Source organism: Streptomyces sp. NBC_01217, from assembly GCF_035994185.1.
In the GTDB taxonomy this organism is placed as follows: Bacteria; Actinomycetota; Actinomycetes; order Streptomycetales; family Streptomycetaceae; genus Streptomyces.
In genome coordinates, this window is sequence record NZ_CP108538.1 from 2,263,927 (window position 1) to 2,285,380 (window position 21,454).

General features: G+C 69.6%; 16 protein-coding genes and 1 tRNA gene. 12 read left to right on the forward strand and 5 right to left on the reverse strand.

Features of this window, described 5'->3' with window-relative positions:
* The first annotated feature begins 120 nt into the window (after positions 1–120).
* Together OG507_RS09850 and hrpB are read left to right on the forward strand one after the other, a co-directional pair.
* A complete protein-coding gene (locus OG507_RS09850; protein WP_327366776.1) occupies positions 121–933 on the forward strand; it encodes a class I SAM-dependent methyltransferase in 813 nt (270 codons plus the stop codon).
* Positions 934–981: 48 nt separating this feature from the next.
* The gene (hrpB, locus tag OG507_RS09855) at positions 982–3,480 is read left to right on the forward strand and encodes an ATP-dependent helicase HrpB (RefSeq protein ID WP_327366777.1); all 2,499 of its coding nucleotides are present in this window, start codon (positions 982–984) and stop codon (positions 3,478–3,480) included.
* On the opposite strand, the gene OG507_RS09860 is transcribed toward hrpB, so the two are convergent.
* The 3 genes from OG507_RS09860 to OG507_RS09870 form a co-directional block, all read right to left on the reverse strand.
* Positions 3,467–4,477, reverse strand: a complete 1,011-nt coding sequence (locus OG507_RS09860) for a DUF3068 domain-containing protein (protein ID WP_327366778.1) — start codon at positions 4,475–4,477, stop codon at positions 3,467–3,469. The two genes, hrpB and OG507_RS09860, sit on opposite strands and share 14 nt — an antisense overlap.
* Positions 4,478–4,522: 45 nt before the next feature.
* Positions 4,523–4,660 (reverse strand): SPW_0924 family protein, encoded by a 138-nt coding sequence (locus tag OG507_RS09865; protein ID WP_327366780.1) that lies wholly within the window; start codon positions 4,658–4,660, stop codon positions 4,523–4,525.
* 142 nt (positions 4,661–4,802) lie between these two features.
* Positions 4,803–6,476 carry a lytic transglycosylase domain-containing protein gene (locus OG507_RS09870; RefSeq protein ID WP_327366781.1) on the reverse strand — a complete coding sequence of 558 codons (1,674 nt, stop codon included), beginning with the start codon at positions 6,474–6,476 and terminating at the stop codon, positions 4,803–4,805.
* Positions 6,477–6,662: 186 nt separating this feature from the next.
* Between OG507_RS09870 and OG507_RS09875 the strand changes: the two genes are divergently transcribed.
* Positions 6,663–7,520 (forward strand): DUF4184 family protein, encoded by an 858-nt coding sequence (locus OG507_RS09875; protein ID WP_327366782.1) that lies wholly within the window; start codon positions 6,663–6,665, stop codon positions 7,518–7,520.
* Between the two features lie 42 nt (positions 7,521–7,562).
* On the opposite strand, the gene polA is transcribed toward OG507_RS09875, so the two are convergent.
* Positions 7,563–10,274, reverse strand: coding sequence for a DNA polymerase I (gene polA / locus OG507_RS09880; protein WP_327366783.1), 2,712 nt, complete (start codon positions 10,272–10,274; stop codon positions 7,563–7,565).
* 158 nt (positions 10,275–10,432) lie between these two features.
* Here polA and OG507_RS09885 point away from each other — a divergent pair, with 158 nt between their 5' ends.
* The 7 genes from OG507_RS09885 (at position 10,433) to OG507_RS09915 (ending at position 19,638) form a co-directional block, all read left to right on the forward strand.
* Complete coding sequence (locus OG507_RS09885) at positions 10,433–12,739, forward strand: FdhF/YdeP family oxidoreductase (protein ID WP_327366784.1); 2,307 nt, start codon at positions 10,433–10,435, stop codon at positions 12,737–12,739.
* A gap of 101 nt (positions 12,740–12,840) precedes the next feature.
* Positions 12,841–13,311 carry a PaaI family thioesterase gene (locus tag OG507_RS09890; protein ID WP_327366785.1) on the forward strand — a complete coding sequence of 157 codons (471 nt, stop codon included), beginning with the start codon at positions 12,841–12,843 and terminating at the stop codon, positions 13,309–13,311.
* Positions 13,312–13,966: 655 nt separating this feature from the next.
* A complete protein-coding gene (locus OG507_RS09895; RefSeq protein WP_327371918.1) occupies positions 13,967–15,175 on the forward strand; it encodes a branched-chain amino acid ABC transporter substrate-binding protein in 1,209 nt (402 codons plus the stop codon).
* Between the two features lie 104 nt (positions 15,176–15,279).
* Entirely contained in the window at positions 15,280–16,209 is a 930-nt protein-coding gene (locus tag OG507_RS09900) for a branched-chain amino acid ABC transporter permease (RefSeq protein ID WP_327366786.1), read from the forward strand.
* A 5-nt stretch (positions 16,210–16,214) separates the two neighbouring features.
* On the forward strand, positions 16,215–17,999 hold the full coding sequence (locus OG507_RS09905) for a branched-chain amino acid ABC transporter permease (RefSeq protein ID WP_327366787.1): 1,785 nt from the start codon (positions 16,215–16,217) through the stop codon (positions 17,997–17,999).
* A 5-nt stretch (positions 18,000–18,004) separates the two neighbouring features.
* Entirely contained in the window at positions 18,005–18,925 is a 921-nt protein-coding gene (locus tag OG507_RS09910; protein WP_327371919.1) for an ABC transporter ATP-binding protein, read from the forward strand.
* On the forward strand, positions 18,922–19,638 hold the full coding sequence (locus tag OG507_RS09915) for an ABC transporter ATP-binding protein (RefSeq protein ID WP_327366788.1): 717 nt from the start codon (positions 18,922–18,924) through the stop codon (positions 19,636–19,638). The genes OG507_RS09910 and OG507_RS09915 overlap by 4 nt, the downstream gene beginning before the upstream one ends.
* An 87-nt stretch (positions 19,639–19,725) precedes the next feature.
* Here the strand turns inward: OG507_RS09915 and OG507_RS09920 are convergent, their stop codons facing one another.
* A complete protein-coding gene (locus OG507_RS09920; RefSeq protein ID WP_327366789.1) occupies positions 19,726–20,388 on the reverse strand; it encodes an ANTAR domain-containing response regulator in 663 nt (220 codons plus the stop codon).
* Between the two features lie 97 nt (positions 20,389–20,485).
* Between OG507_RS09920 and OG507_RS09925 the strand changes: the two genes are divergently transcribed.
* Positions 20,486–20,560, forward strand: a tRNA-Leu gene (locus tag OG507_RS09925).
* Between the two features lie 109 nt (positions 20,561–20,669).
* Positions 20,670–21,446 (forward strand): transcriptional regulator, encoded by a 777-nt coding sequence (locus tag OG507_RS09930; RefSeq protein ID WP_327366790.1) that lies wholly within the window; start codon positions 20,670–20,672, stop codon positions 21,444–21,446.
* The last annotated feature ends 8 nt before the right edge of the window (positions 21,447–21,454 follow it).

Sequence of the window (21,454 nt, forward strand, 5' to 3'; positions counted from 1 at the left end):
TGTTCTCCGAGGCCACATCGGCCCCGGGAGACAAACTGTGGGTACGTAGCCGTACTCACAGGTACCCCTGGGTGCGCACCGCGCGCCGCGGGGTGAAGGCAAACTACAACGACGGACACGATGAGCCAAGAGATCTACGCGGCCGAACCCGAAGCGACGCGCCGCAGCGCGTCGGAGACCGAGAGCAGCCGGGCCAGTCGCGGCTGGTGGGACCGGAACGCCGACGAGTACCAGAGCGACCACGGCGCCTTCCTCGGCGACGACCGTTTCGTCTGGGGTCCGGAGGGGCTCGACGAAGCCGAGGCCGGTCTGCTCGGCCCCGCCGGGTCGCTGAAGGGCCTGGACATCCTGGAGATCGGTGCGGGCGCCGCGCAGTGCTCGCGCTGGCTGGCCGCCCGGGGCGCCCGCCCGGTGGCCCTGGACCTCTCGCACCGGCAGCTGCAGCACGCGCTGCGGATCGGCGACGAGGTGCCGCTGGTGGAGGCGGACGCCGGGGCGCTGCCGTTCCTGGACGACTCCTTCGACCTGGCGTGCTCCGCCTACGGCGCGGTGCCGTTCGTCGCCGATCCCGTGCAGGTGTTCCGCGAGGTGCACCGGGTGCTGCGCCCCGGGGGCCGCTGGGTCTTCTCCGTGACGCATCCGGTGCGCTGGGCCTTCCCGGACGAGCCGGGGCCCGAGGGGCTTTCGGTGGCGGCCTCGTACTTCGACCGCACCCCCTATGTCGAGCAGGACGAGCGGGGCAACGCCGTGTACGTCGAGCACCACCGGACGCTGGGCGACCGGGTACGGGACGTGGTGGCCGGCGGATTCCGGCTGGTCGACCTCGTCGAACCGGAATGGCCCGCCTGGAACCACCAGGAGTGGGGCGGCTGGTCCCCGCTGCGCGGGAATCTGATCCCGGGGACGGCGATCTTCGTCTGCGTACGGGACTGAGCGCTCCCGCCGTACGGGACCGGGCGCCGGTCGTACGAGACTGGGAGCGTGATCCGTACCGATGCCCTGGAGCAGTTGCCCGTACGCACCGCCGTGCCCGCCCTGGAGCGGGCGCTCGACGAACGCGGTGTCGCGGTGCTGTGCGCGCCGCCCGGCACCGGCAAGACGACCCTCGTACCGCTGGTCCTGGCCGGTCTGACCGGCGGCGGCCCGGTGCGCAGGGTGGTGGTGGCCGAGCCGCGGCGGATCGCTGCGCGGGCGGCGGCGCGGCGGATGGCGTGGCTCATCGGGGAGCGGCCCGGCGGGCGCGTGGGGTTCACGGTCCGCGGGGAGCGGGTGGTGGGACGCGACACCGTGTTGGAGGTCGTGACCACCGGGGTGCTGCTCCAGCGGCTGCAGCGCGACCAGGAGCTGGCCGGGGTCGATGCGGTGATCATCGACGAGTGCCACGAGCGGCATCTGGACGCGGACACGGTCGCCGCGTTCCTTCTTGATGTGCGGGAGGCGATCCGGCCCGATCTGCGGCTGGTCGCGGCGTCCGCGACGACGGACGCGGAGGGCTGGGCGCGGCTGCTGGGCGATGCCCCGGTGATCGAGGCGCAGGGTGTTTCGCATCCGGTGGAGGTGGTCTGGGCGCCGCCCGCCGGGCCGGTGCGGCCACCACACGGGATGAGGGTCGATCCGGCGCTGCTGACGCATGTCGCCTCGACGGTGCGCCGGGCGCTGGCCGAACGGGACGGCGATGTGCTGTGTTTCCTGCCGGGTGTCGGCGAGATCGGGCGGGTGGCGGGGCAGCTGGCGGGGGTGGGCGCCGAGGTGCTCCAGGTGCACGGGCGGGCTCCGGCGGCGGTGCAGGACGCGGTGCTGGCGGGTTCGTCGGAGGGCCGGCGGGTGGTGCTTGCGACCTCGGTGGCGGAGTCTTCCCTGACGGTGCCGGGGGTGCGGGTCGTGGTCGACTCGGGGCTGGCCAGGGAGCCGCGTACCGACCATGCGCGGGGGCTGAGCGCGCTGACGACGGTACGGGCCTCGCAGGCGGCGGGGAGGCAGCGGGCGGGGCGGGCCGGGCGTGAGGCGCCGGGGGCGGTGTACCGGTGCTGGGAGCAGGCGGAGGACGGGCGGCTCGCGCGGTTCCCGTCCCCGGAGATCAAGGTCGCGGATCTCGCGGCGTTCGCGTTGCAGGCGGCGTGCTGGGGCGATCCGGGCGCGTCGCGTCTGGCGCTGCTCGATCCGCCGCCCGCGGGTGCGATGGGCGCGGCGCGCGAGGTGCTGGGCGCCATCGGTGCGGTGGACGCGGACGGGCGGGTGACCGACCGGGGCGTACGGATGTCCCGGCTCGGCCTGCATCCGCGTCTGGCGCGGGCCCTGCTGGACGGCGCCGCCGAGGTTGGCGGGCGGCGGGCGGCCGAGGTGGTGGCGCTGCTGAGCGAGGAGCCGCCGCGGGAGTACGGGGACGATCTGGCGGCCGCGCTGCGTACCGCCCGGCGGGGCGGGGACGGGTATGCGGCGCGGTGGCGGCAGGAGGTCCGGCGGCTGTCCTCGTCGGTCAAGGATGTGGACGGGGGTTCGGGACCGGACGACGCCGCCGTCGGTCTGGTGGCCGCGCTGGCGTTCCCGGAGCGGGTGGCTCGGGCGCGGGGCGAGGGGGCGTTCCTGATGGCGTCGGGGACGGGCGCGCAGTTGCGGGACGGGTCGGGGCTGCCCAGTGCGCCGTGGCTGGCGGTCGCGGTCGCGGACCGGCCCGCGCACGCGGCGTCGGCACGGGTCCGGCTGGCCGCCGTCATCGACGAGGACACGGCGCGGACGGCCGCCGGGCATCTTCGGTTCGCGGGCGAGGAGGTCCGCTGGGCCGATGGCGATGTGGTGGCCCGCCGGGTGGAGCGGCTGGGTGCCGTCGAGCTGTCGGTGCGCCCGTTGAAGCAGCCGGCGCCCGCACTGGTGCGCGAGGCGCTGGTCGAGGGGCTGCGGCGCGAGGGGCTCGGGCTGTTGCGCTGGACGCGTGAGACCGAGCAGCTGCGGGAGCGGCTCGCCTTTTTGCACCGGGAGCTGGGGGCGCCCTGGCCGGATGTGTCGGGCGGGGCGCTGCTGGACCGTACCGATCAGTGGCTGGAGCCCGAGCTGTCGCGGGCCCGGCGGCGCTCGGACCTGGCGCGGATCGACGCCGGGCAGGCGCTGCGGCGGCTGCTGCCGTGGGCGACCGGTGAGGCGGTGCGACTGGACGAGCTGGCGCCGGAGCGGATCGAGGTGCCGAGCGGCTCCCGTATCAGGGTGGAGTACGGCGGGGCGCAGCCCGTGCTCGCGGTGAAGCTCCAGGAGCTGTTCGGTCTGCGGGAGACGCCGCGGGTGGCCGGGGTGCCGGTGCTGGTCCATCTCCTCTCCCCCGCGGGCCGTCCCGCGGCGGTGACCGCGGATCTGGCGTCGTTCTGGCGGGACGGCTACCGGGCCGTGCGGGCGGAGCTGCGCGGCCGCTATCCGAAGCATCCGTGGCCGCAGGACCCGACGACGGTGGAGGCGACCCGGTTCACGAAGGCGCGGCTCAGGCGGGAGTAGGTTCCGGGTCCGGGGCGGGTGCCGGTGCGCCGTCGGGCAGGTCGCCCTCCGGGCGCCGGGAGCGGGCCTCCAGCCACAGGGCGAGGGTGAGCAGTGCGGCGCCGAGGCCGGCGAAGCCCCAGGGCAGGTACGAGGTGAGCAGCAGGACCGGCGTGCGCTGGGACTTGACCAGGGCGACGATCGAGTCGACGTAGTCCTCGCGCATCTTCACATGCCCGGCGAAGGCGGTGACGGTGTCCTGGGACATGCCCATCGCCTTGGCGTTGCGCAGCTCCTCCTTGTGGATCTCCTCGCCGTTGACGGGCGCTCCGGTGACCGGGTCGACCCAGAACATCCGCTTGGTGGTGTACCAGCGGGTCATGCCCGTCTTGGCGACCTGTTCCGCGGTGACGCCCTCGATGGGCATCTTCTTCGGCATCGGGACCTTGGTCCAGGGGATGGTCTGCTCGAAGTAGTAGACGTCCATGCCGTGGAAGGTGCGGGTGCCCCTGTAGTGGATGGGCGAGCTCGTACGGGTCTGGGCGTCGAAGTACTCGTAGTCGCGCTTCTGGGTGAGGAAGGGCCACTTGAACTCGATGCCCTCGCGCCTGACCGGGTCGCCGTCGACCATTTCGCCGGTGGCGTGGACGGGGGCCTGGCTGTGTGCGTCGAAGATGTAGCGCTCGGGGATCTGGGAGACCATCTTGCCGTTCGGGTCGACGACATAGCTGAGGCCGTCCCAGACGACGACGTCGCGGCCCGCGCTGCGCTCGATCTTCTCGGACTCCTCCACGTTGCCCTTGAGGGTCTGCACGATGGTGACCTTGGGGACCTGCTTGACCTTCATGCCGTCGTTGTAGTCGAGGAGGGTGGCGGGCTTCGCTTCCAGGACCGTCTCCTGGTACTGGCTGGGCGGTATCTTCGCCAGCCTCGGGAAGACGTACCAGCGCACCAGGGGCGACATGGCGGCGAAGAAGACGGCGAAGGCCAGGAGTACGAGGCTGGCTCGGCGGCGCATGGTGGTGGTGCCCTCCCTCAGCTTCTGCGGCTTGTCTTCCTTCGGTCAGTTCTTGGGGCCCGGGACGGTGGTCAGCAGGGGTTCGGGCGAGGTCTCTCCGGGCGGGGCTCCTATGGCGGTGATGGTGAGGACGAGCGCGAGGGCTGCGGCCAGCCCGATGGCGGCGGCGACGAGAGCACGCATGCCGGTCCTCCCGGAGAGCATCGATCTGATGGGTCGTCAGGGTTGGGGCACCGTAGCAATGCGGGGGCGAGATGAGAACACGTAGGACAGCCCCTCTGCCGGGTGGTGGCGGAGGGGCTGTCGTGACGTGCGACGGGCGGGGTCAGGCGGCGGGGGCCTCGGGGGCCTCGATCTTGAGCTCGATGACGATCGTGGCGCCGCCCTCGGTGGTGAGGCGCAGCTTGTACGTGCCGACGGTGTCGTCGGCGTAGATCTTCGGGAGCTTCAGGATGCCGTCGGCGTCGGTCCTGAGGTCCGTGAGGGTACGGACCGTCTTGCCGTCCGCGTCCTTGAAGTACGGACCCTTGTCGTTCTCGGACGGCTCCGCGGCGTCGGTGATCATGGTCGCTGTGACGGCGACACCGTCGGCGACCGCGTCCTTGTAGGTGGCCTTGAACTCGGCGGTGTCGGCGAACTCGGCGCCGGGCGCGGCGGTCAGCGCCGTGCTGTCGGTCCTGGAGATCGCGTCGGCCTGCCGGGCGGTGACGGTCGCGGTGTAGGTGAGGGCGGGCAGCGAGCGGCCGGTGGCGAAGGCCCGCACCGTGAACTTCCCGGTCTTCTCGCCCGCCCGCAGCACCGGGGCGGTGACCGTGCCGTCGGCTCCGGTGAGAAGGGTGACCGCGTTCTTCCCGCCGTCGAAGGTGGCGTCCGTGTCACCGGCGATGGTGAAGGTCACGGACACCCTTGCGAGCGGGCCGCCGAGCTTGTTTTTGGCCCGCACCTTGACCGGCTCGGTGAAGGCGTCGCCCGCCATGGCGGTCAGCGTGCCGGTGCCGGCGTTCTCGACACCCGCGAGGACCTGGGACGGCGGGCGGGTGGGTGGGGTCGGACTGGTCGAGCCGTCGCCGGGCTTCGAGGGCTCCGGGCTCGGCTTCGGGTCGGTCCCGGGCTTGGCGGGTGCGGACGGCGAGGGGGACGGGCTCGGGCTCGGGCTGCTGGGGCTCGGGTTCGTACCGCCGCTGAGGTCGGGCGGGACCACACCGGTGCCGTCGGGGATCTCGTGGGTGCCGCGCTTGTAGTAGTCGAACCAGGAGCGGACCGTACCGAGGTAGACGTCCGAGTGGTTGTAGCTCAGGACCGCCCGGTCGAGATCCGCGGCTATGGACAGATCGCGGGAGCCGGCGCAGAGATAGCGTCCCGCGGCGAGCGCCGCGTCGTAGATGTTGTTGGGGTCCTTGCGGCCGTCGTCGTTGCCGTCCTGGCCCCAGGTCGCCCAGGTGGACGGGATGAACTGCATCGGGCCGACGGCCCGGTCGTGCGTCGAGTCCCCGTCGTACGCCCCGTTGTCGGTGTCCTTGATCATGGCGAAGCCCTGGCCGTTGAGGACCGGGCCGAGGATCGGGGAGAACGTGGTGCCGTTCGCGTCGACCCGGCCGCCGCGGGCCTGGCCGGACTCCACCTTGCCGATCGCGGCGAGCAGTTGCCACGGCAGCCGGCAGGCGGCGTCGCTGCCCGCGATGGTCTGCTCGGCCTTCTTGTACGCGGCCAGGACCGAAGCAGGTATGCCGGATTCCGTGCTGCCTGTGACGGGCAGATTCGTGGACGTTCCCGGCTTGTTGGGCGTGACCAGCGGAGGCAGGTCCGTGTAGTACGGCGAGTTGCCGGTGGCCGCGCTGTCGTCGGGCGGCGGTGTCGTTCCGGCGGACTGCTCGTCTCCGCTGTCGTGAAGCAGCGTTGCGCCAGGGGCCCCCGAGGCGGAGAGCGCCGCCACGGCTACGGCGGCCACAGCGGTGGTGGTCGCCCCCTTGCGAAGCCGGCGACCGAATTGCGCTGCCATACCTCTGGCCCCTCCCCTTCGACGGCTGTCCGCGCTCCCCAGCGCCAGGACTCAGGCGACCCTACGGCAACTTGCGCCGCCAGGACACCGCGCATTGACCGGTTCTTACCTGTTTTTCACGTTCCGGACAGCAAGTTGTACGGCAGTTGTCGGGCGGGCGACGGCGGCTCGCGCATACTTGCCGCCATGCCGTTCACACTCAGTCATGCCGCGGCCGTGCTGCCGGGGATGCGGCGCGACGGAACGGCGCGCGGCCCGCTCCTCGCCTCGGCCCTCGTCGCGGGTTCGTTCGCCCCCGACATGACGTACTACGCGGACACCGCGATCCCGGGCGCCATGGAGTTCGGGCAGGTCACCCACTCGGTGTGGGGCGTGTTCACCGTCGATGTGCTGATCACCGCGGCCGTGGTGGCGCTGTGGCTGCTGCTGCGCGAACCCTTGGTGGCACTGCTGCCGACGGCCTGGCAGGGACGGGTGCACGCGTTCGTACGGGGGCAGCGGCGCGCATCCGGCCGGGAGGCACGGGGAGTGCGGGACGGTGGGTGGTTCGTGCTGTCGGCGGTCATCGGGGCCGCCACCCATGTCGTCTGGGACGCCTTCACCCATCACGACCGGTGGGGTGTGCGCCTGCTGCCGGTGCTCGACGGGAGCGTCGGCGGATTTCCCGTGTTCCAGCTCGTGCAGTACGGGAGTTCGGCGGTGGCGCTGGCCGTGCTCGCCTGGTTCACGGCCTCGGGGCTGCGGCGGACCGGCGCCCGCCCGGTCCCGCCGTCCGTGCCGGTGCTGGGACGTCGGGAGCGGTGGTCGGCGGGGGCGCTGCTGAGCGTCTGCGTACTGCTCGGCGTCGTACACCGGTGCGCGCGCTGGTATGCGTACTTCGGGCACATCGACACCCCGCTGGACATCATCCCGACCGCCTGCTTCGGCGCCGGGGCGGGGCTGGCGGTGGGCCTGGTGCTGTACGGGGTGTGGATGCGGCTGCGGCGGCCGCGCGTATCCGCGCCCCCCGGTCGCCGGACGGACCTGATGCGCCCGGGGGTCTGAACAACCGCACCCTTCGCCCCGCCCGTCCGGCGCGCCGCCGCGTCAGTGCGCCGCGGACTCCCAGTCCGTGCCGACGCCCACCGAGACATCCAGCGGGGCGCGCAACTGCACGGCCGTGGACATCTCGTGGCGCAGGATCTCCTCCACCTGGGCCCGCTCGCCCGCGGCGATCTCCAGGACGATTTCGTCATGGACCTGGAGCAGCATCCGAGACTTCAGCCCTGCCGCGGTCAGCGCCCGGTCGACCTGGAGCATGGCGACCTTGACGATGTCCGCCGCGGTGCCCTGGATCGGGGCGTTGAGCGCCATCCGCTCGGCCATCTCACGGCGCTGGCGGTTGTCGCTGTTGAGGTCGGGGAGGTAGCGGCGGCGGCCGAAGACCGTCTCCGTGTAGCCGGTTGCCCTGGCCTCCTCCACCACGCGGTGCAGATAGTCACGCACTCCGCCGAACCGCTCGAAGTAGGTGTCCATCAGGCCGCGCGCCTCGCCCGCCTCGATGTTCAGCTGCTGGGAGAGGCCGAACGCGGAGAGCCCGTAGGCGAGTCCGTAGCTCATGGCCTTGATCTTGCGGCGCATCTCCGGGTCGACGGCCGACTTGTCGACGCCGAAGACCTGTGAGGCGACCGTGGTGTGCAGGTCCTCGCCGGAGGTGAACGCCTCGATCAGGCCCGCGTCCTCGGAGAGGTGGGCCATCACGCGCAGTTCGATCTGGCTGTAGTCGGCCGTCATCAGCGTTTCGAAGCCCTCGCCGACGACGAAGCCCCGGCGGATGGCCCGGCCCTCGTCCGTACGGACGGGGATGTTCTGCAGGTTGGGGTCGGTGGAGGAGAGCCGGCCCGTCGCCGCCACCGTCTGGTTGAACGTGGTGTGGATACGGCCGTCCGCCGCGATCGTCTTGATCAGGCCCTCGACCGTGACCCGCAGCTTCGCCTGCTCACGGTGGCGCAGCATGATGACCGGCAGCTCGTGCTCGGTCTGCGCGGCGAGCCAGGCCAGGGCGTCGGCGTCCGTCGTGTATCCGGTCTTCGTCTTCTTCGTCTTGGGCAGGCCCAGCTCGCCGAAGAGGACTTCCTGGAGCTGCTTGGGCGAGCCGAGGTTGAACTCGCGGCCCACCGAGGCGTGCGCCTCCTTCACGGCCTGCTGCACCGCACCGGCGAACTGCTGCTCCATGCCCTCCAGATGGGCCCGGTCGGCGGCGATGCCGTGCCGCTCCAGACGGGCCAGCAGAGCGGACGTCGGCAGCTCCATGCCGTGCAGCAGCTCGGCCGCGCCGACCTCCTTGAGCCGGGTGGTGAACGCGTCACCCAGGTCGAGGACCGCGCGGGCCTGTGTCATCAGGGCGTCGGCCTCGGCCTGGTCGTCCGCGCCGAAGGCCAGCTGTCCGTCGGACGCCGCCGCGGGGGCCAGCTCCCGGCCGAGGTACTCCACGGACAGGGCGTCCAGCGCGAAGGAGCGGCGGCCGGGCTTGACCAGATAGGCGGCCAGCGCGGTGTCCATCGTGACGCCGTCGACCTGCCAGCCGTGCTCGGGGAAGACCCGCATGGCGCTCTTGGCGTTGTGCATGACCTTCGGCCGCCGTGCGTCGGCGATCCAGGCGGCGAAGGCCTGATCGTCGCCCTCGTCGAGCTCCGCGGGGTCGAACCAGGCCGCGGCCCCGCCGGCCGCGGCGAGCGCGATCTCGGTGACCGTGCCGGTGCCCACCGTCCAGGTGTCGACGGTGGCGACGCCGAGCGGCTGTCCGCCGTGCTCGGCGAGCCAGGGCGCCAGCTCGCCCGCGCCCAGCACCGCACCGTCCAGCTCGATGCCCGCGGCGGGCGCCGGGGTCTCGTCCTCGGCCGCGCCCGGGTCGACGGCCAGCAGCCGCTCGCGCAGGCTGGGGTTACGGATCTCCAGGACGTCCAGCACGCCCGTCACCGCGGTGCGGTCGTACGGCGCGCGCTCCAGGTCCTGCGGGGTCTTCGGCAGCTCCACGTCACGGACCATCTCGGTCAGCCTGCGGTTGAGCCGCACCGCGTCCAGGTGGTCCCGGAAATTCTGCCCGGCCTTGCCCTTGACCTCCTCGGCGCGCTCCACCAGCTCGTCGAACGAGCCGAACTGGTTGATCCACTTCGCGGCGGTCTTCTCACCGACACCGGGGATGCCCGGAAGGTTGTCCGACGGGTCACCGCGCAGCGCCGCGAAATCCGGGTACTGCTGCGGCGTGAGCCCGTACTTCTCCTCGACCTTCGCCGGGGTGAAGCGCGTCAGCTCCGAGACGCCCTTGGTGGGGTACAGCACGGTGACGTTGTCCGTGATCAGCTGGAACGAATCCCGGTCGCCGGTGACGATCAGCACCTCGAAGCCCGCCGCCTCCGCCTGCGTGGCCAGCGTGGCGATGACGTCGTCCGCCTCGAAACCGTCGACCGCGAAACGGTTGGCGTGCATCGCGTCGAGCAGCTCGCCGATCAGCTCGACCTGGCCCCTGAACTCGTCGGGGGTCTTCGAGCGGTTCGCCTTGTACTCCGGGAACTCCTCCGAGCGCCAGGTCTTGCGGGAGACGTCGAACGCCACCGCGAAATGCGTCGGCGCCTCGTCACGCAGCGTGTTCGCCAGCATCGACGCGAAGCCGTACACCGCGTTCGTCGGCTGACCCGAGCCTGTCGTGAAATTCTCCGCAGGCAGCGCAAAGAACGCCCGGTACGCCAGGGAGTGCCCGTCCATCAGGAGCAGGCGCGGTCGGTTGTCTGCCGTCTTCTTCGATGCCGTCTCAGCCACGCCCCCGATCCTGCCACGGACCACTGACAATCCCGACCGGACATCACTCGCCCGACGCTCTGTCGGTGCCCCGTGACAGGATCGAAGGAGGAACACGTACCGCATTCACTGCGTCCGGCGCACCGCACGGTCCGCAGTTGCTCAAAGGGGAGCGCGACATGGCCACGAAGCCGCCCACAGGTGACCCGGTCCAGGACGCACCGCGGGTCGAGCCTGCGCAGCACGCCGCCGCCGGACTGCCGGCCGTCGCGCACAGCCTGCTCATCGCCCGCCAGCAGATGGGCGTGCGGCGCACCGCGCAGACTCTGCTCAGGGTCAACCAGAAGGACGGATTCGACTGCCCCGGCTGCGCCTGGCCCGAGGGCGAGGAGCGGCACACGGCGGAGTTCTGCGAGAACGGCGCCAAGGCCGTCGCCGAGGAGGCGACGCTGCGCCGTGTCACCCCCGATTTCTTCGCCGCGCACCCGGTCGCCGACCTCGCCTCGCGCAGCGGGTACTGGCTGGGCCAGCAGGGGCGGATCACCCAGCCGATGTACCTCCCCGAGGGCGCCGAGCGGTACGAGGCGGTGACCTGGGAGCGGGCCTTCGGCATCATCGCCGAGGAGCTCGGCGCGCTCTCCTCCCCCGACGAGGCCCTCTTCTACACCTCGGGGCGCACCAGCAACGAGGCGGCGTTCCTGCTCCAGCTGTTCGCCCGCGAGTTCGGCACGAACAACCTCCCCGACTGCTCCAACATGTGCCACGAGTCCTCCGGCTCGGCGCTGACGGAGACCATCGGCATCGGCAAGGGCAGCGTCTCGCTGGAGGACCTCCACCGGGCGGACCTGATCATCGTCGCCGGTCAGAACCCCGGCACGAACCATCCCCGGATGCTCTCCGCCCTGGAGAAGGCCAAGTCCGCGGGCGCGAAGATCATTTCGGTGAATCCGCTGCCCGAGGCCGGTCTGGAGCGGTTCAAGAACCCGCAGACCCCGCTCGGCATGATCAGGGGCGCCGCGCTGGGCGACCTCTTCCTGCAGATCCGTATCGGCGGCGACCAGGCCCTCTTCCGGCTGCTCAACAAGATGATCCTTGAGACCGAGGGCGCCGTCGACGAGACCTTCGTACGGGAGCACACCCATGGTTACGAGGAGTTCGCGGCCGCGGCCCGCGAAGCCGACTGGGAGCAGACCCTCACCGCGACCGGCCTCGACCGCGGCGCCATCGAAGAGGCCCTCGCGATGGTCCTCGCCTCGAAGCGCACCATCGTGTGCTGGGCGATGGGCCTCACCCAGCACAAGCACTCCGTGCCGACCATCCGCGAAGTCGTCAACTTCCTTCTGCTGCGCGGCAACATCGGCCGCCCCGGCGCCGGGGTCTGTCCCGTCCGCGGCCACTCCAACGTCCAGGGCGACCGCACCATGGGCATCTTCGAGCGGCCCGCGCCCGCGTTCCTCGACGCGCTCGACAAGGAATTCTCGATCACCTCACCGCGCCACCACGGCTACGACGTGGTCCGCTCCATCCAGGCGCTGCGCGACGGCGACGCCAAGGTCTTCTTCGCCATGGGCGGCAACTTCGTCGCGGCCACCCCCGACACGGAGGTCACCGAGGCCGCGATGCGCCGCGCCCGCCTCACCGTCCACGTCTCCACCAAGCTCAACCGCTCGCACGCCGTGACCGGCACCCGCGCGCTGATCCTGCCGACGCTGGGCCGTACCGACAAGGACGTCCAGGCGGGCGGCAAGCAGTTCGTCACCGTCGAGGACTCCATGAGCATGGTCCACGCCTCGCGCGGCAACCTCACCCCGGCAAGCCCCCATCTGCTCTCCGAGCCGGCCATCATCGCCCGCCTCGCCCGCGCCGTCCTCGGCCCCGGATCGGCCACCCCCTGGGAGGATTTCGAGAAGGACTACGCGACGATCCGCGACCGGATCTCGCGCGTCGTCCCCGGCTTCGAGGACTTCAACGCCCGCGTCGCACGCCCCGGCGGCTTCACCCTCCCGCACGCCCCGCGCGACGAGCGCCGCTTCCCCACCGCGACCGGCCGGGCCAACTTCACCGCCGCGCCCGTCGAGTATCCCGAACTCCCCGAAGGCAGGCTGCTGTTGCAGACCCTGCGCTCGCACGACCAGTACAACACCACGATCTACGGCCTCGACGACCGCTACCGGGGCATCAAGGGCGGCCGCCGCGTCGTCCTGGTCAACCCCGACGACGCCCGCACCCTCGGCCTGGCCGACGGCGCGTACACCGACCTCGTCAGCGAATGGAAGGACGGCGTGGAGCGCCGCGCCCCCGGCTTCCGCGTCGTGCACTATCCGACGGCCCGGGGCTGCGCCGCCGCCTATTACCCGGAGACCAATGTGCTGGTCCCCCTCGGCTCCACCGCAGACACCAGCAACACCCCCGCCAGCAAGTCCGTCGTCGTCCGCTTCGAGAACATCCAGGGACGGAACGTCCGGGGACAGAGCATTCAGCGATGATCCTTACCGATACCCACTAAGCGTTCGCTCAGTCGTCTGATAAGAACGATGCACACAGCAATAAAGCTATGAACCACCGCAGACGATCGGAGCCGGACCCCATGGGCGAGCACACCGCACCCAAGTTCCCCCAGGAGATCATCGACGAGTACGCCGCACTCGGCGTCGATCTGCCCGCACTCTTCTCCGCCGGCCACCTCGGCGAGCGCATGGGCGTCACGATCGTCGAAGCCTCCGCGGACCGCGTCGTCGGCACCATGCCCGTCGAGGGCAACACCCAGCCCTACGGACTGCTCCACGGCGGCGCCTCCGCCGTCCTCGCCGAGACCCTCGGCTCGGTCGGCACCATGCTCCACGGCGGCGCCACCAAGCTCGCCGTCGGTGTCGACCTGAACTGCACCCATCACCGAGGGGTACGTAACGGACTCGTCACGGGCGTCGCCACCCCCGTACACCGCGGCCGTTCCACCGCCACGTACGAGATCGTCATCACCGACGAACAGGACAAGCGGGTCTGCACCGCCCGCCTCACCTGCCTGCTCCGCGACGCCCCGCAGACCGGCGCCGCCTGACCCACCGGCACACACCGCACACCCCCTCGACGCCCCTGCCCGGCCGGACCGCAATCCGGCCGGGCAGTGTCATTACCGCCCACAACCACCCGCATCCAGGGCACTTTTGAACAACCGAACCGGCCAATACCCTTGACCGCGCGGTCCGTTGTGTGGCCCACTCAGCACTCCGGCCACATCAGGCCCGCATCCGGCGCCCACAACACCGCGTCGCCACATCGACCCCGATGTAACACTGCGTAACAAGCACGCAATATGCGAACGCCTTCACGCAGCACTCCGAACCCGGTCCCGCAGACACCGGGCGGTTCGTCGAGCCCTCGCGCCCCTCGTCGCGCGACAGCACCAAGATCGGCTCAAGCCCCTTAGCAGAGCTGCACGTTCTCAGCATGCGGTCACTTCGCCGACCGGCAAATAGCCGTACATGTCCGCACAGCCACCTCAAACCTTGCTCAAGGGCATAACAAGAAAGTCACATCCTGGGGCGGACCCATCCCGGACCCCCATACCTGCGCCTAGAGTCACCGCCAGTCACCGCGCCGCCGGGCGCGTCTGCTGCACGGCCCTGTACCAACCAGTACGGCCCGGCGAACGACACGGCACCTCAGCAGAGGAGGCCGCGCCAGGGAAAGGACCTTTCGTGCGACACCGTTCTTTGCTCATCCTCACCACAGTGCTCACAACAGGAGCGCTGACTCTCACCGCCTGCGGGTCGCGCGACGACAGCAAAAACAGCAGCAGCGGCGACACCCAGACCGTCGTGATCGGTCTCGACGCACCCCTGACGGGCGACCTCTCCGCCCTTGGTCTCGGCATCAAGAACTCCGCCGACCTCGCCATCAAGACGGCGAACAAGAACAAGACCGTCCCCGGGGTCACGTTCGAGCTCCAGCCCCTCGACGACCAGGCCCAGCCCTCCGTCGGCCAGCAGAACGCCACCAAGTTCATCGACAACAAGGGCGTCCTCGGCGTTGTCGGCCCCCTGAACTCCGGCGTCGCCCAGTCGATGCAGAAGCCGCTCGACGACGCCAGCCTCACCCAGGTCTCCCCCGCCAACACCGGCACGGAGCTGACCCAGGGCAACAACTGGAAGACCGGCGACAAGCAGCGCCCGTACAAGACGTACTTCCGCACCGCCACCACGGACCAGATCCAGGGTGCCTTCGCGGCGAAGTACCTCTTCAACGACGCCAAGGTCAAGAACGTCTACCTGATCGACGACCAGAAGCCCTACGGAGCCGGCCTCGCCGCCTCCTTCAAGGCGACGTTCACCCAGCTCGGCGGCAAGATCGTCGGCGCCGACCACGTCAACCCCGACGACCGTGACTTCAACGCCGTCGTCACCAAGGTCAAGAAGTCCGGCGCCAAGGCCGTCTACTACGGCGGTGAGTACCCCGCCGGCGCGCCCCTGAGCCAGCAGCTCAAGGACAGCGTCCAGATCCCGCTCATGGGCGGCGACGGCATGTACAGCGCCGACTTCATCAAGCTCAACAAGAAGGCCCAGGGCGACATCGCCACCTCCGTCGGCAAGCCCGTCGAGGAGCTGGACTCGGCCAAGAAGTTCATCGCGGACTACAAGACGGCCGGATACAAGGACGCCTACGAGGCCTACGGCGGCGGCACCTACGACGCCACCTGGGCGATCATCGAGGCCGTCAAGGCCGTCGTCGCCGCCAATGACGGCAAGGTCCCCGACGACGCCCGCGCCAAGGTCCTCGAGGCCATGAGCAAGGTCAGCTTCGACGGCGTCACCGGCCCCGTCTCCTTCGACGCGTACGGCGACACCACCAACACCATGATGACCGCCTACCAGGTCGACGGTGGCAAGTGGACGTCCAAGCTCAGCGAGGCGTACAAGCCCTGACCCGTGCCCTCCCGGACGCACACTGACTGACACCAGGCCGCGCGGGAGCGCTACCAGCGCTCCCGCGCGGTGCCATATCCGAACCACTCCACGGAGGCCCTGCGGTGAACGAACTGCCGCAACAGCTGGCCAATGGACTCATCCTCGGCGCGATGTACGGTCTCATCGCGATCGGTTACACGATGGTCTACGGAATCATCCAGCTCATCAACTTCGCCCACGGCGAGATCTTCATGATCGGAGGCTTCGGAGCTCTCACCGTGTACCTCTGGATGCCGGCCGGCTCCAACCTCCTCGCAATCGTCCCCCTCATGATCATCGGCGGCGTCATATGTTCCGTCGCCGTCAGCGTCGCGGCCGAACGCTTCGCCTACCGGCCCCTGCGCACCGCCCCCAGACTCGCCCCGCTGATCACCGCGATCGGACTCTCCCTCGCACTTCAGCAGGCCATCTGGAAGTGGTACCCCAACGCCACGAAGGACCGGCCCTTCCCCCAGTTCAAGGGCGAATCGTTCGACATCTTCGGCGCCAGCATCCAACGCGGTGACCTCTTCGTCCTCATCGCCGCACCCGTCTGCATGCTCGCCCTCGGGCTCTTCGTCTCCAAGACCCGCTCCGGCCGCGGCATGCAGGCGACCTCGCAGGACCCCGACACCGCCAAGCTCATGGGCATCAACACCGACCGCATCATCGTGATGGCCTTCGCCATCGGTGCCGCGTTCGCAGCCGTCGCCGCCGTCGCCTACGGGCTCAAGAACGGCCAGATCGGCTTCAAAATGGGCTTCATCATGGGCCTCAAGGCCTTCACCGCAGCCGTACTCGGCGGCATCGGCAACATCTACGGCGCCATGCTCGGCGGAGTCGTGCTCGGTGTCGCCGAATCGCTCGCCACCGGCTACATGAGCGACGTCCCCGGCATGGACCTCTTCGGCGGCGGTGCCTGGAAGGACGTATGGGCCTTCGTCCTCCTCATCGTCGTCCTGCTGCTGCGGCCCCAGGGCCTGCTCGGCGAACGCGTCGCGGATCGGGCGTGATACGGATGACCACCCAGAACACCCTCATCCCGCTGCCCGCACCGGTCGCCCGCCTCGCCACCGCCGCAGGCGCCGCCATCGCGCTCGCCGGTACCTTCCTCCCCTGGACCTGGACCACCGACTTCCCCGGCGACCTCACCGTCACCGGCTACCCCGGTGGCCTCCAGATCCTCACCCTCACCGGCGCCGTCCTCACCCTCGTCTTCGCACTCTGCGGATACGGCATCCGAGGACTGCGCTGGCTCACCCCCGGCGGCACCAACAGCCCCGTCCGGCTCCTCGCCCTCGGCACCCTCGGCACCACGGGCTACGCCATGGGCGCGATCTCCTACGAGCTCGGCGGCGCGGTCAACCTCGAACCCGGAGCCTGGGTCAGCGGCATCGGCGCACTCGTCGCCACCCTCGCCGCCCTCGGACTCCCCAGCGACGAACCGCTCCCCCACGGCGAAGCCGGGGCCAGCGCCTGGCAGCGCTTCCGCAACAGCCTCGCCGCACCCTCGGCCACCCGGGCCAAAACCCTCCCGGCCTGGGGCGAGATCCTCATCATCGCCGCGTCCTTCGGCGCCGCGCTGTACGTCTTCACCTACGGGATCGACATCCCCACCGAGGACTCCGAGCAGTTCATCGGCTTCCTCATCACCGCGGCCTTCGCCTTCACCGCACTCACCCGTGCGGGACTCATCTCCCGCATCACCGCGCTGACCACGAAGCACCGCAACGTCACCCTCGCCGCAGCCCTGGTCGCTGCCTTCTGTTTCCCCTTCACCCAGGACACCGCGGAATACGCCCTCATCGGCGCGAACATCCTCATCTTCGCCACGGTGGCACTCGGCCTGAACGTCGTCGTCGGCCTCGCCGGCCTCCTCGACCTCGGGTACGTCGCATTCCTCGGCGTGGGCGCCTACACCGCGGCCCTCGTCTCCGGCGCACCACTCTCCGCGATCGGCGTCCACTTCCCCTTCTGGGCCGCCGTCCTCACCGGAGCCGCGGTCTCACTGATCTTCGGCGTCCTCATCGGCGCCCCGACCCTGCGACTGCGCGGCGACTACCTCGCCATCGTCACCCTCGGCTTCGGTGAGATCTTCCGCGTCACCGTCAACAACCTCAACGGCAACAGCGGACCCGACCTCACCAACGGCTCCCAGGGCATCCCCAGCATCCCGGACCTCAACCTCTTCGGGATCGACTTCGGACTCAGCCACGACATCGGCCCCTTCACCCTCAGCAGGCCGGCCAACTACTACCTGCTGATGCTGGTCGTCACCGCCGTCGTCGTCCTGGTCTTCCGCCGCTCCGGGGACTCCCGCATCGGCCGCGCCTGGGTCGCCATCCGCGAGGACGAGACCGCAGCCACCGCCATGGGCATCAACGCCTTCCGGCTCAAGCTGCTGGCCTTCGCCCTCGGCGCCACCCTCGCCGGTCTCGCCGGTACCGTCCAGGCGCACGTCAACTACACCGTGACGCCCGAGCAGTACCAGTTCGCCGGCTCCGTGCCCCCGAACTCCGCGTTCCTCCTCGCCGCCGTGATCCTCGGCGGCATGGGAACCCTCAGCGGACCCTTCGTCGGCGCCGCGCTGCTCTACCTCATCCCGGCCAAGCTGCAGTTCATGCAGGACTACCAGCTCTTCCTCTTCGGCATCGCGCTCATCCTCCTGATGCGCTTCCGCCCCGAAGGCCTGGTCGCCGACCGCAGGAAGCAGCTCGAATTCCACGAGAACGACCCCATCGACGTACCGGAACCACGGCAGTCCGAAGACACCGGCGCCGGCATCGCCAAGGCGGGGGCGTGAGCACCATGACCACCACCACGAAGACCGCCACCACCGTCCTGGACGCGAGCGGCGTGACCATGCGCTTCGGCGGCCTCACCGCCGTACGCAACGTCGACCTCACCGTCAACGCGGGCGAGATCGTCGGTCTCATCGGCCCCAACGGCGCCGGAAAGACCACCTTCTTCAACTGCCTCACCGGCCTGTACGTCCCCACCGAGGGCAAGGTCAGCTACAAGGGCACCGTCCTGCCGCCCAAGCCCCACCTCGTCACCCAGGCAGGCATCGCCCGCACCTTCCAGAACATCCGGCTCTTCGCCAACATGTCCGTCCTGGAGAACGTCCTCGTCGGACGCCACACCAGGACCAAGGAAGGCCTCTGGTCCGCCCTCCTGCGGCTCCCCGGCTTCACCAAGGCCGAGAACGCCAGCCGCGAACGAGCAATGGAACTCCTGGAGTTCATCGGCCTCCAGGACAAGGCCGAACACCTCGCGCGCAACCTCCCCTACGGAGACCAGCGCAAGCTGGAAATCGCCCGCGCCCTCGCCAGCGACCCCGGACTCCTGCTCCTCGACGAGCCCACCGCCGGCATGAACCCGCAGGAAACCCGCGTCACCGAAGAACTCATCTTCGCCATCCGGGACCAGGGCATCGCCGTCCTCGTCATCGAGCACGACATGCGGTTCATCTTCAACCTCTGCGACCGCGTCTCCGTACTCGTCCAGGGCGAGAAGCTCGTCGAAGGCACCTCGGACGTCGTCCAGAGCGACGAACGCGTCGTCGCCGCCTACCTCGGCACCCCCTTCGAAGGCGCCCCCGGCGCCGAAGAAGTCGCCGAGGTCGAAGCAGCGGAGGCCGAAGCACACGCCGAAGCCGCAGAGGCAGAAGCCGTGGCCGACGACACCGACGCCGGCACCACCCGCACCGAAGAGGAGGGCACCCGATGACCGCACTGCTCCAGGTCGAAGACCTCCGCGTCGCCTACGGCAAGATCGAAGCCGTCAAGGGCATCTCCTTCACCGTCGAAGCCGGTCAGGTCGTCACCCTGATCGGCACCAACGGCGCGGGCAAGACCACCACCCTGCGCACCCTCTCCGGCCTCCTCAAGCCCATCGGCGGCCAGATCCTCTTCGAGGGCAAACCACTCACCAACATCCCCGCCCACAAGATCGTCTCCCTGGGCCTGGCCCACTCCCCCGAGGGACGCCACATCTTCCCCCGGCTGACGATCACCGAGAACCTCCTCCTCGGCGCCTACCTCCGCAACGACAAGGCGGGCATCGAGAAGGACATCCAGCGCGCCTACGACCTCTTCCCCATCCTCGGGGAACGCCGCAAGCAGGCCGCGGGAACCCTCTCGGGCGGCGAGCAGCAGATGCTCGCCATGGGCAGGGCCCTCATGTCCCAGCCCAAGCTCCTGATGCTCGACGAGCCCTCCATGGGCCTCTCTCCGATCATGATGCAGAAGATCATGGAGACCATCGTCGAACTCAAGGCCCAGGGCACCACCATCCTGCTCGTCGAGCAGAACGCCCAGGCCGCGCTCTCCCTCGCGGACCACGGCCACGTCATGGAGGTCGGCAAGATCGTCCTCTCCGGCACCGGCGCGGACCTCCTGCACGACGAGTCCGTCCGCAAGGCCTACCTCGGCGAGGACTGAACCCCTCCCGTACGTACGCGAGAGGCCCGCACCCCGGATCGATCGGGGTGCGGGCCTCTCGCGTACGTCCCGCAAGTACCTACGCGGCTACTCGCCGTCCTTCGCCGCCTTCTTCTTCTCCTCGGCGTCCTCGATCAACGCCTCGGCCAGCTGCTGCATGGACAGCCGGCGGTCCATCGACGTCTTCTGGATCCACCGGAAGGCGGCCGGCTCCGACAGACCGTAATCCGTCTGCAGAATGCTCTTCGCGCGGTCCACCAGCTTCCGCGTCTCCAGCCGCTGCGCGAGGTCCGCGACCTCGGTCTCCAGCGCCTTCAGCTCCGCGAACCGCGACACCGCCATCTCGATGGCCGGCACCACATCGCTCTTGCTGAACGGCTTCACGAGGTACGCCATCGCCCCGGCGTCCCGCGCCCGCTCGACGAGGTCGCGCTGCGAGAACGCGGTGAGCATCAGGACCGGCGCGATGGACTCCTCGGCGATCTTCTCCGCGGCGGAGATCCCGTCGAGGACCGGCATCTTCACATCGAGAATGACCAGGTCCGGCCGGTGCTCCCGGGCGAGCTCGACGGCCTTCTGGCCATCCCCGGCCTCACCGACGACCGCGTAGCCCTCTTCCTCCAGCATCTCTTTGAGATCGAGCCGGATGAGCGCCTCGTCCTCGGCGATGACGACACGGGTCGTCAGCGGCGGAACGTGCGACTTGTTGTCGTCGTCGGCGGCGGGCTGGGGCGACTCGGGCGTGGTCACGGGGCTCCTTGTTCAGGGCAGGTACAGCTCCCTTGAGCCTACCCACCTGCGGTATGGTGGTCGCGCAGGGGGTCGAAGGGAACCTTCGATTCTGTGAGCCCCGGTAGCCCAATTGGCAGCAGGCAATGGATTCAAAACCCATACAGTGTCGGTTCGAGTCCGACTCGGGGCACTTTTCCTTCAATTCCAAGATCGCGTAGGAATATCAGTAATTCACGTGAACGTGTGAATGCTGATCTATTCCAACTCAAGGCCATCAAGATCCAGACAGGCTCGGCCTTGTGTACGACCTTGATACGCGCAAGCGCGCTCTGGATCTCATCGCCCAAGGCTTCAGCCAGAACTCCGTAAGCAAGCAGACCGGCATCTCCCGGGCTGCCATCCGTTCGTGGCAAACACGAATAGAACCCCTCGGCCGGAACCGCGCTGCAGCCTGCCCAAGATGCGACGGCCTGCCGAGCGATCCCGAAGACCCCGCCGCGTACGCCTATTTACTCGGCCTCTATCTCGGTGACGGCTGCATCACCTATGCAAGAAGGGGCGTGTACTTCCTGCGTATTGCCTGCGCCGATGCCTGGCCCGGCCTCATCGACGCCTGCGCCGAAGCCATGCAGCTCGCGCGTCCTGGCAACAAAGTGTTCCGGGTTCAGCGGCAGGGCTGCCAGAACGTGACCTGCTACAGCAAACACTGGCCTTGCTTCTTCCCCCAGCACGGCCCCGGCAAGAAGCACGACCGCCGGATCGCCCTGGAGCCCTGGCAACAGAAGATCGTGGACGCACACCCGTGGGAATTCATCCGTGGTCTGATCCACTCCGACGGATGCCGGATCATCAACTGGACCACGAAGCTCGTCGGCGGCGAACGAAAGCGCTACGAGTACCCCCGGTACTTCTTCACCAACAAGTCGGACGACATCCGCAAGCTGTTCAGCGACACCCTCACCGCCGTCGGAGTCCAGTGGACGACGCTCGCTCGCGGCAGCGATCCGTTCAACATCTCCGTCGCCCGACGGGCGTCCGTCGCACTCATGGACGCCCACGTCGGGCCGAAGTACTGACGACCGTC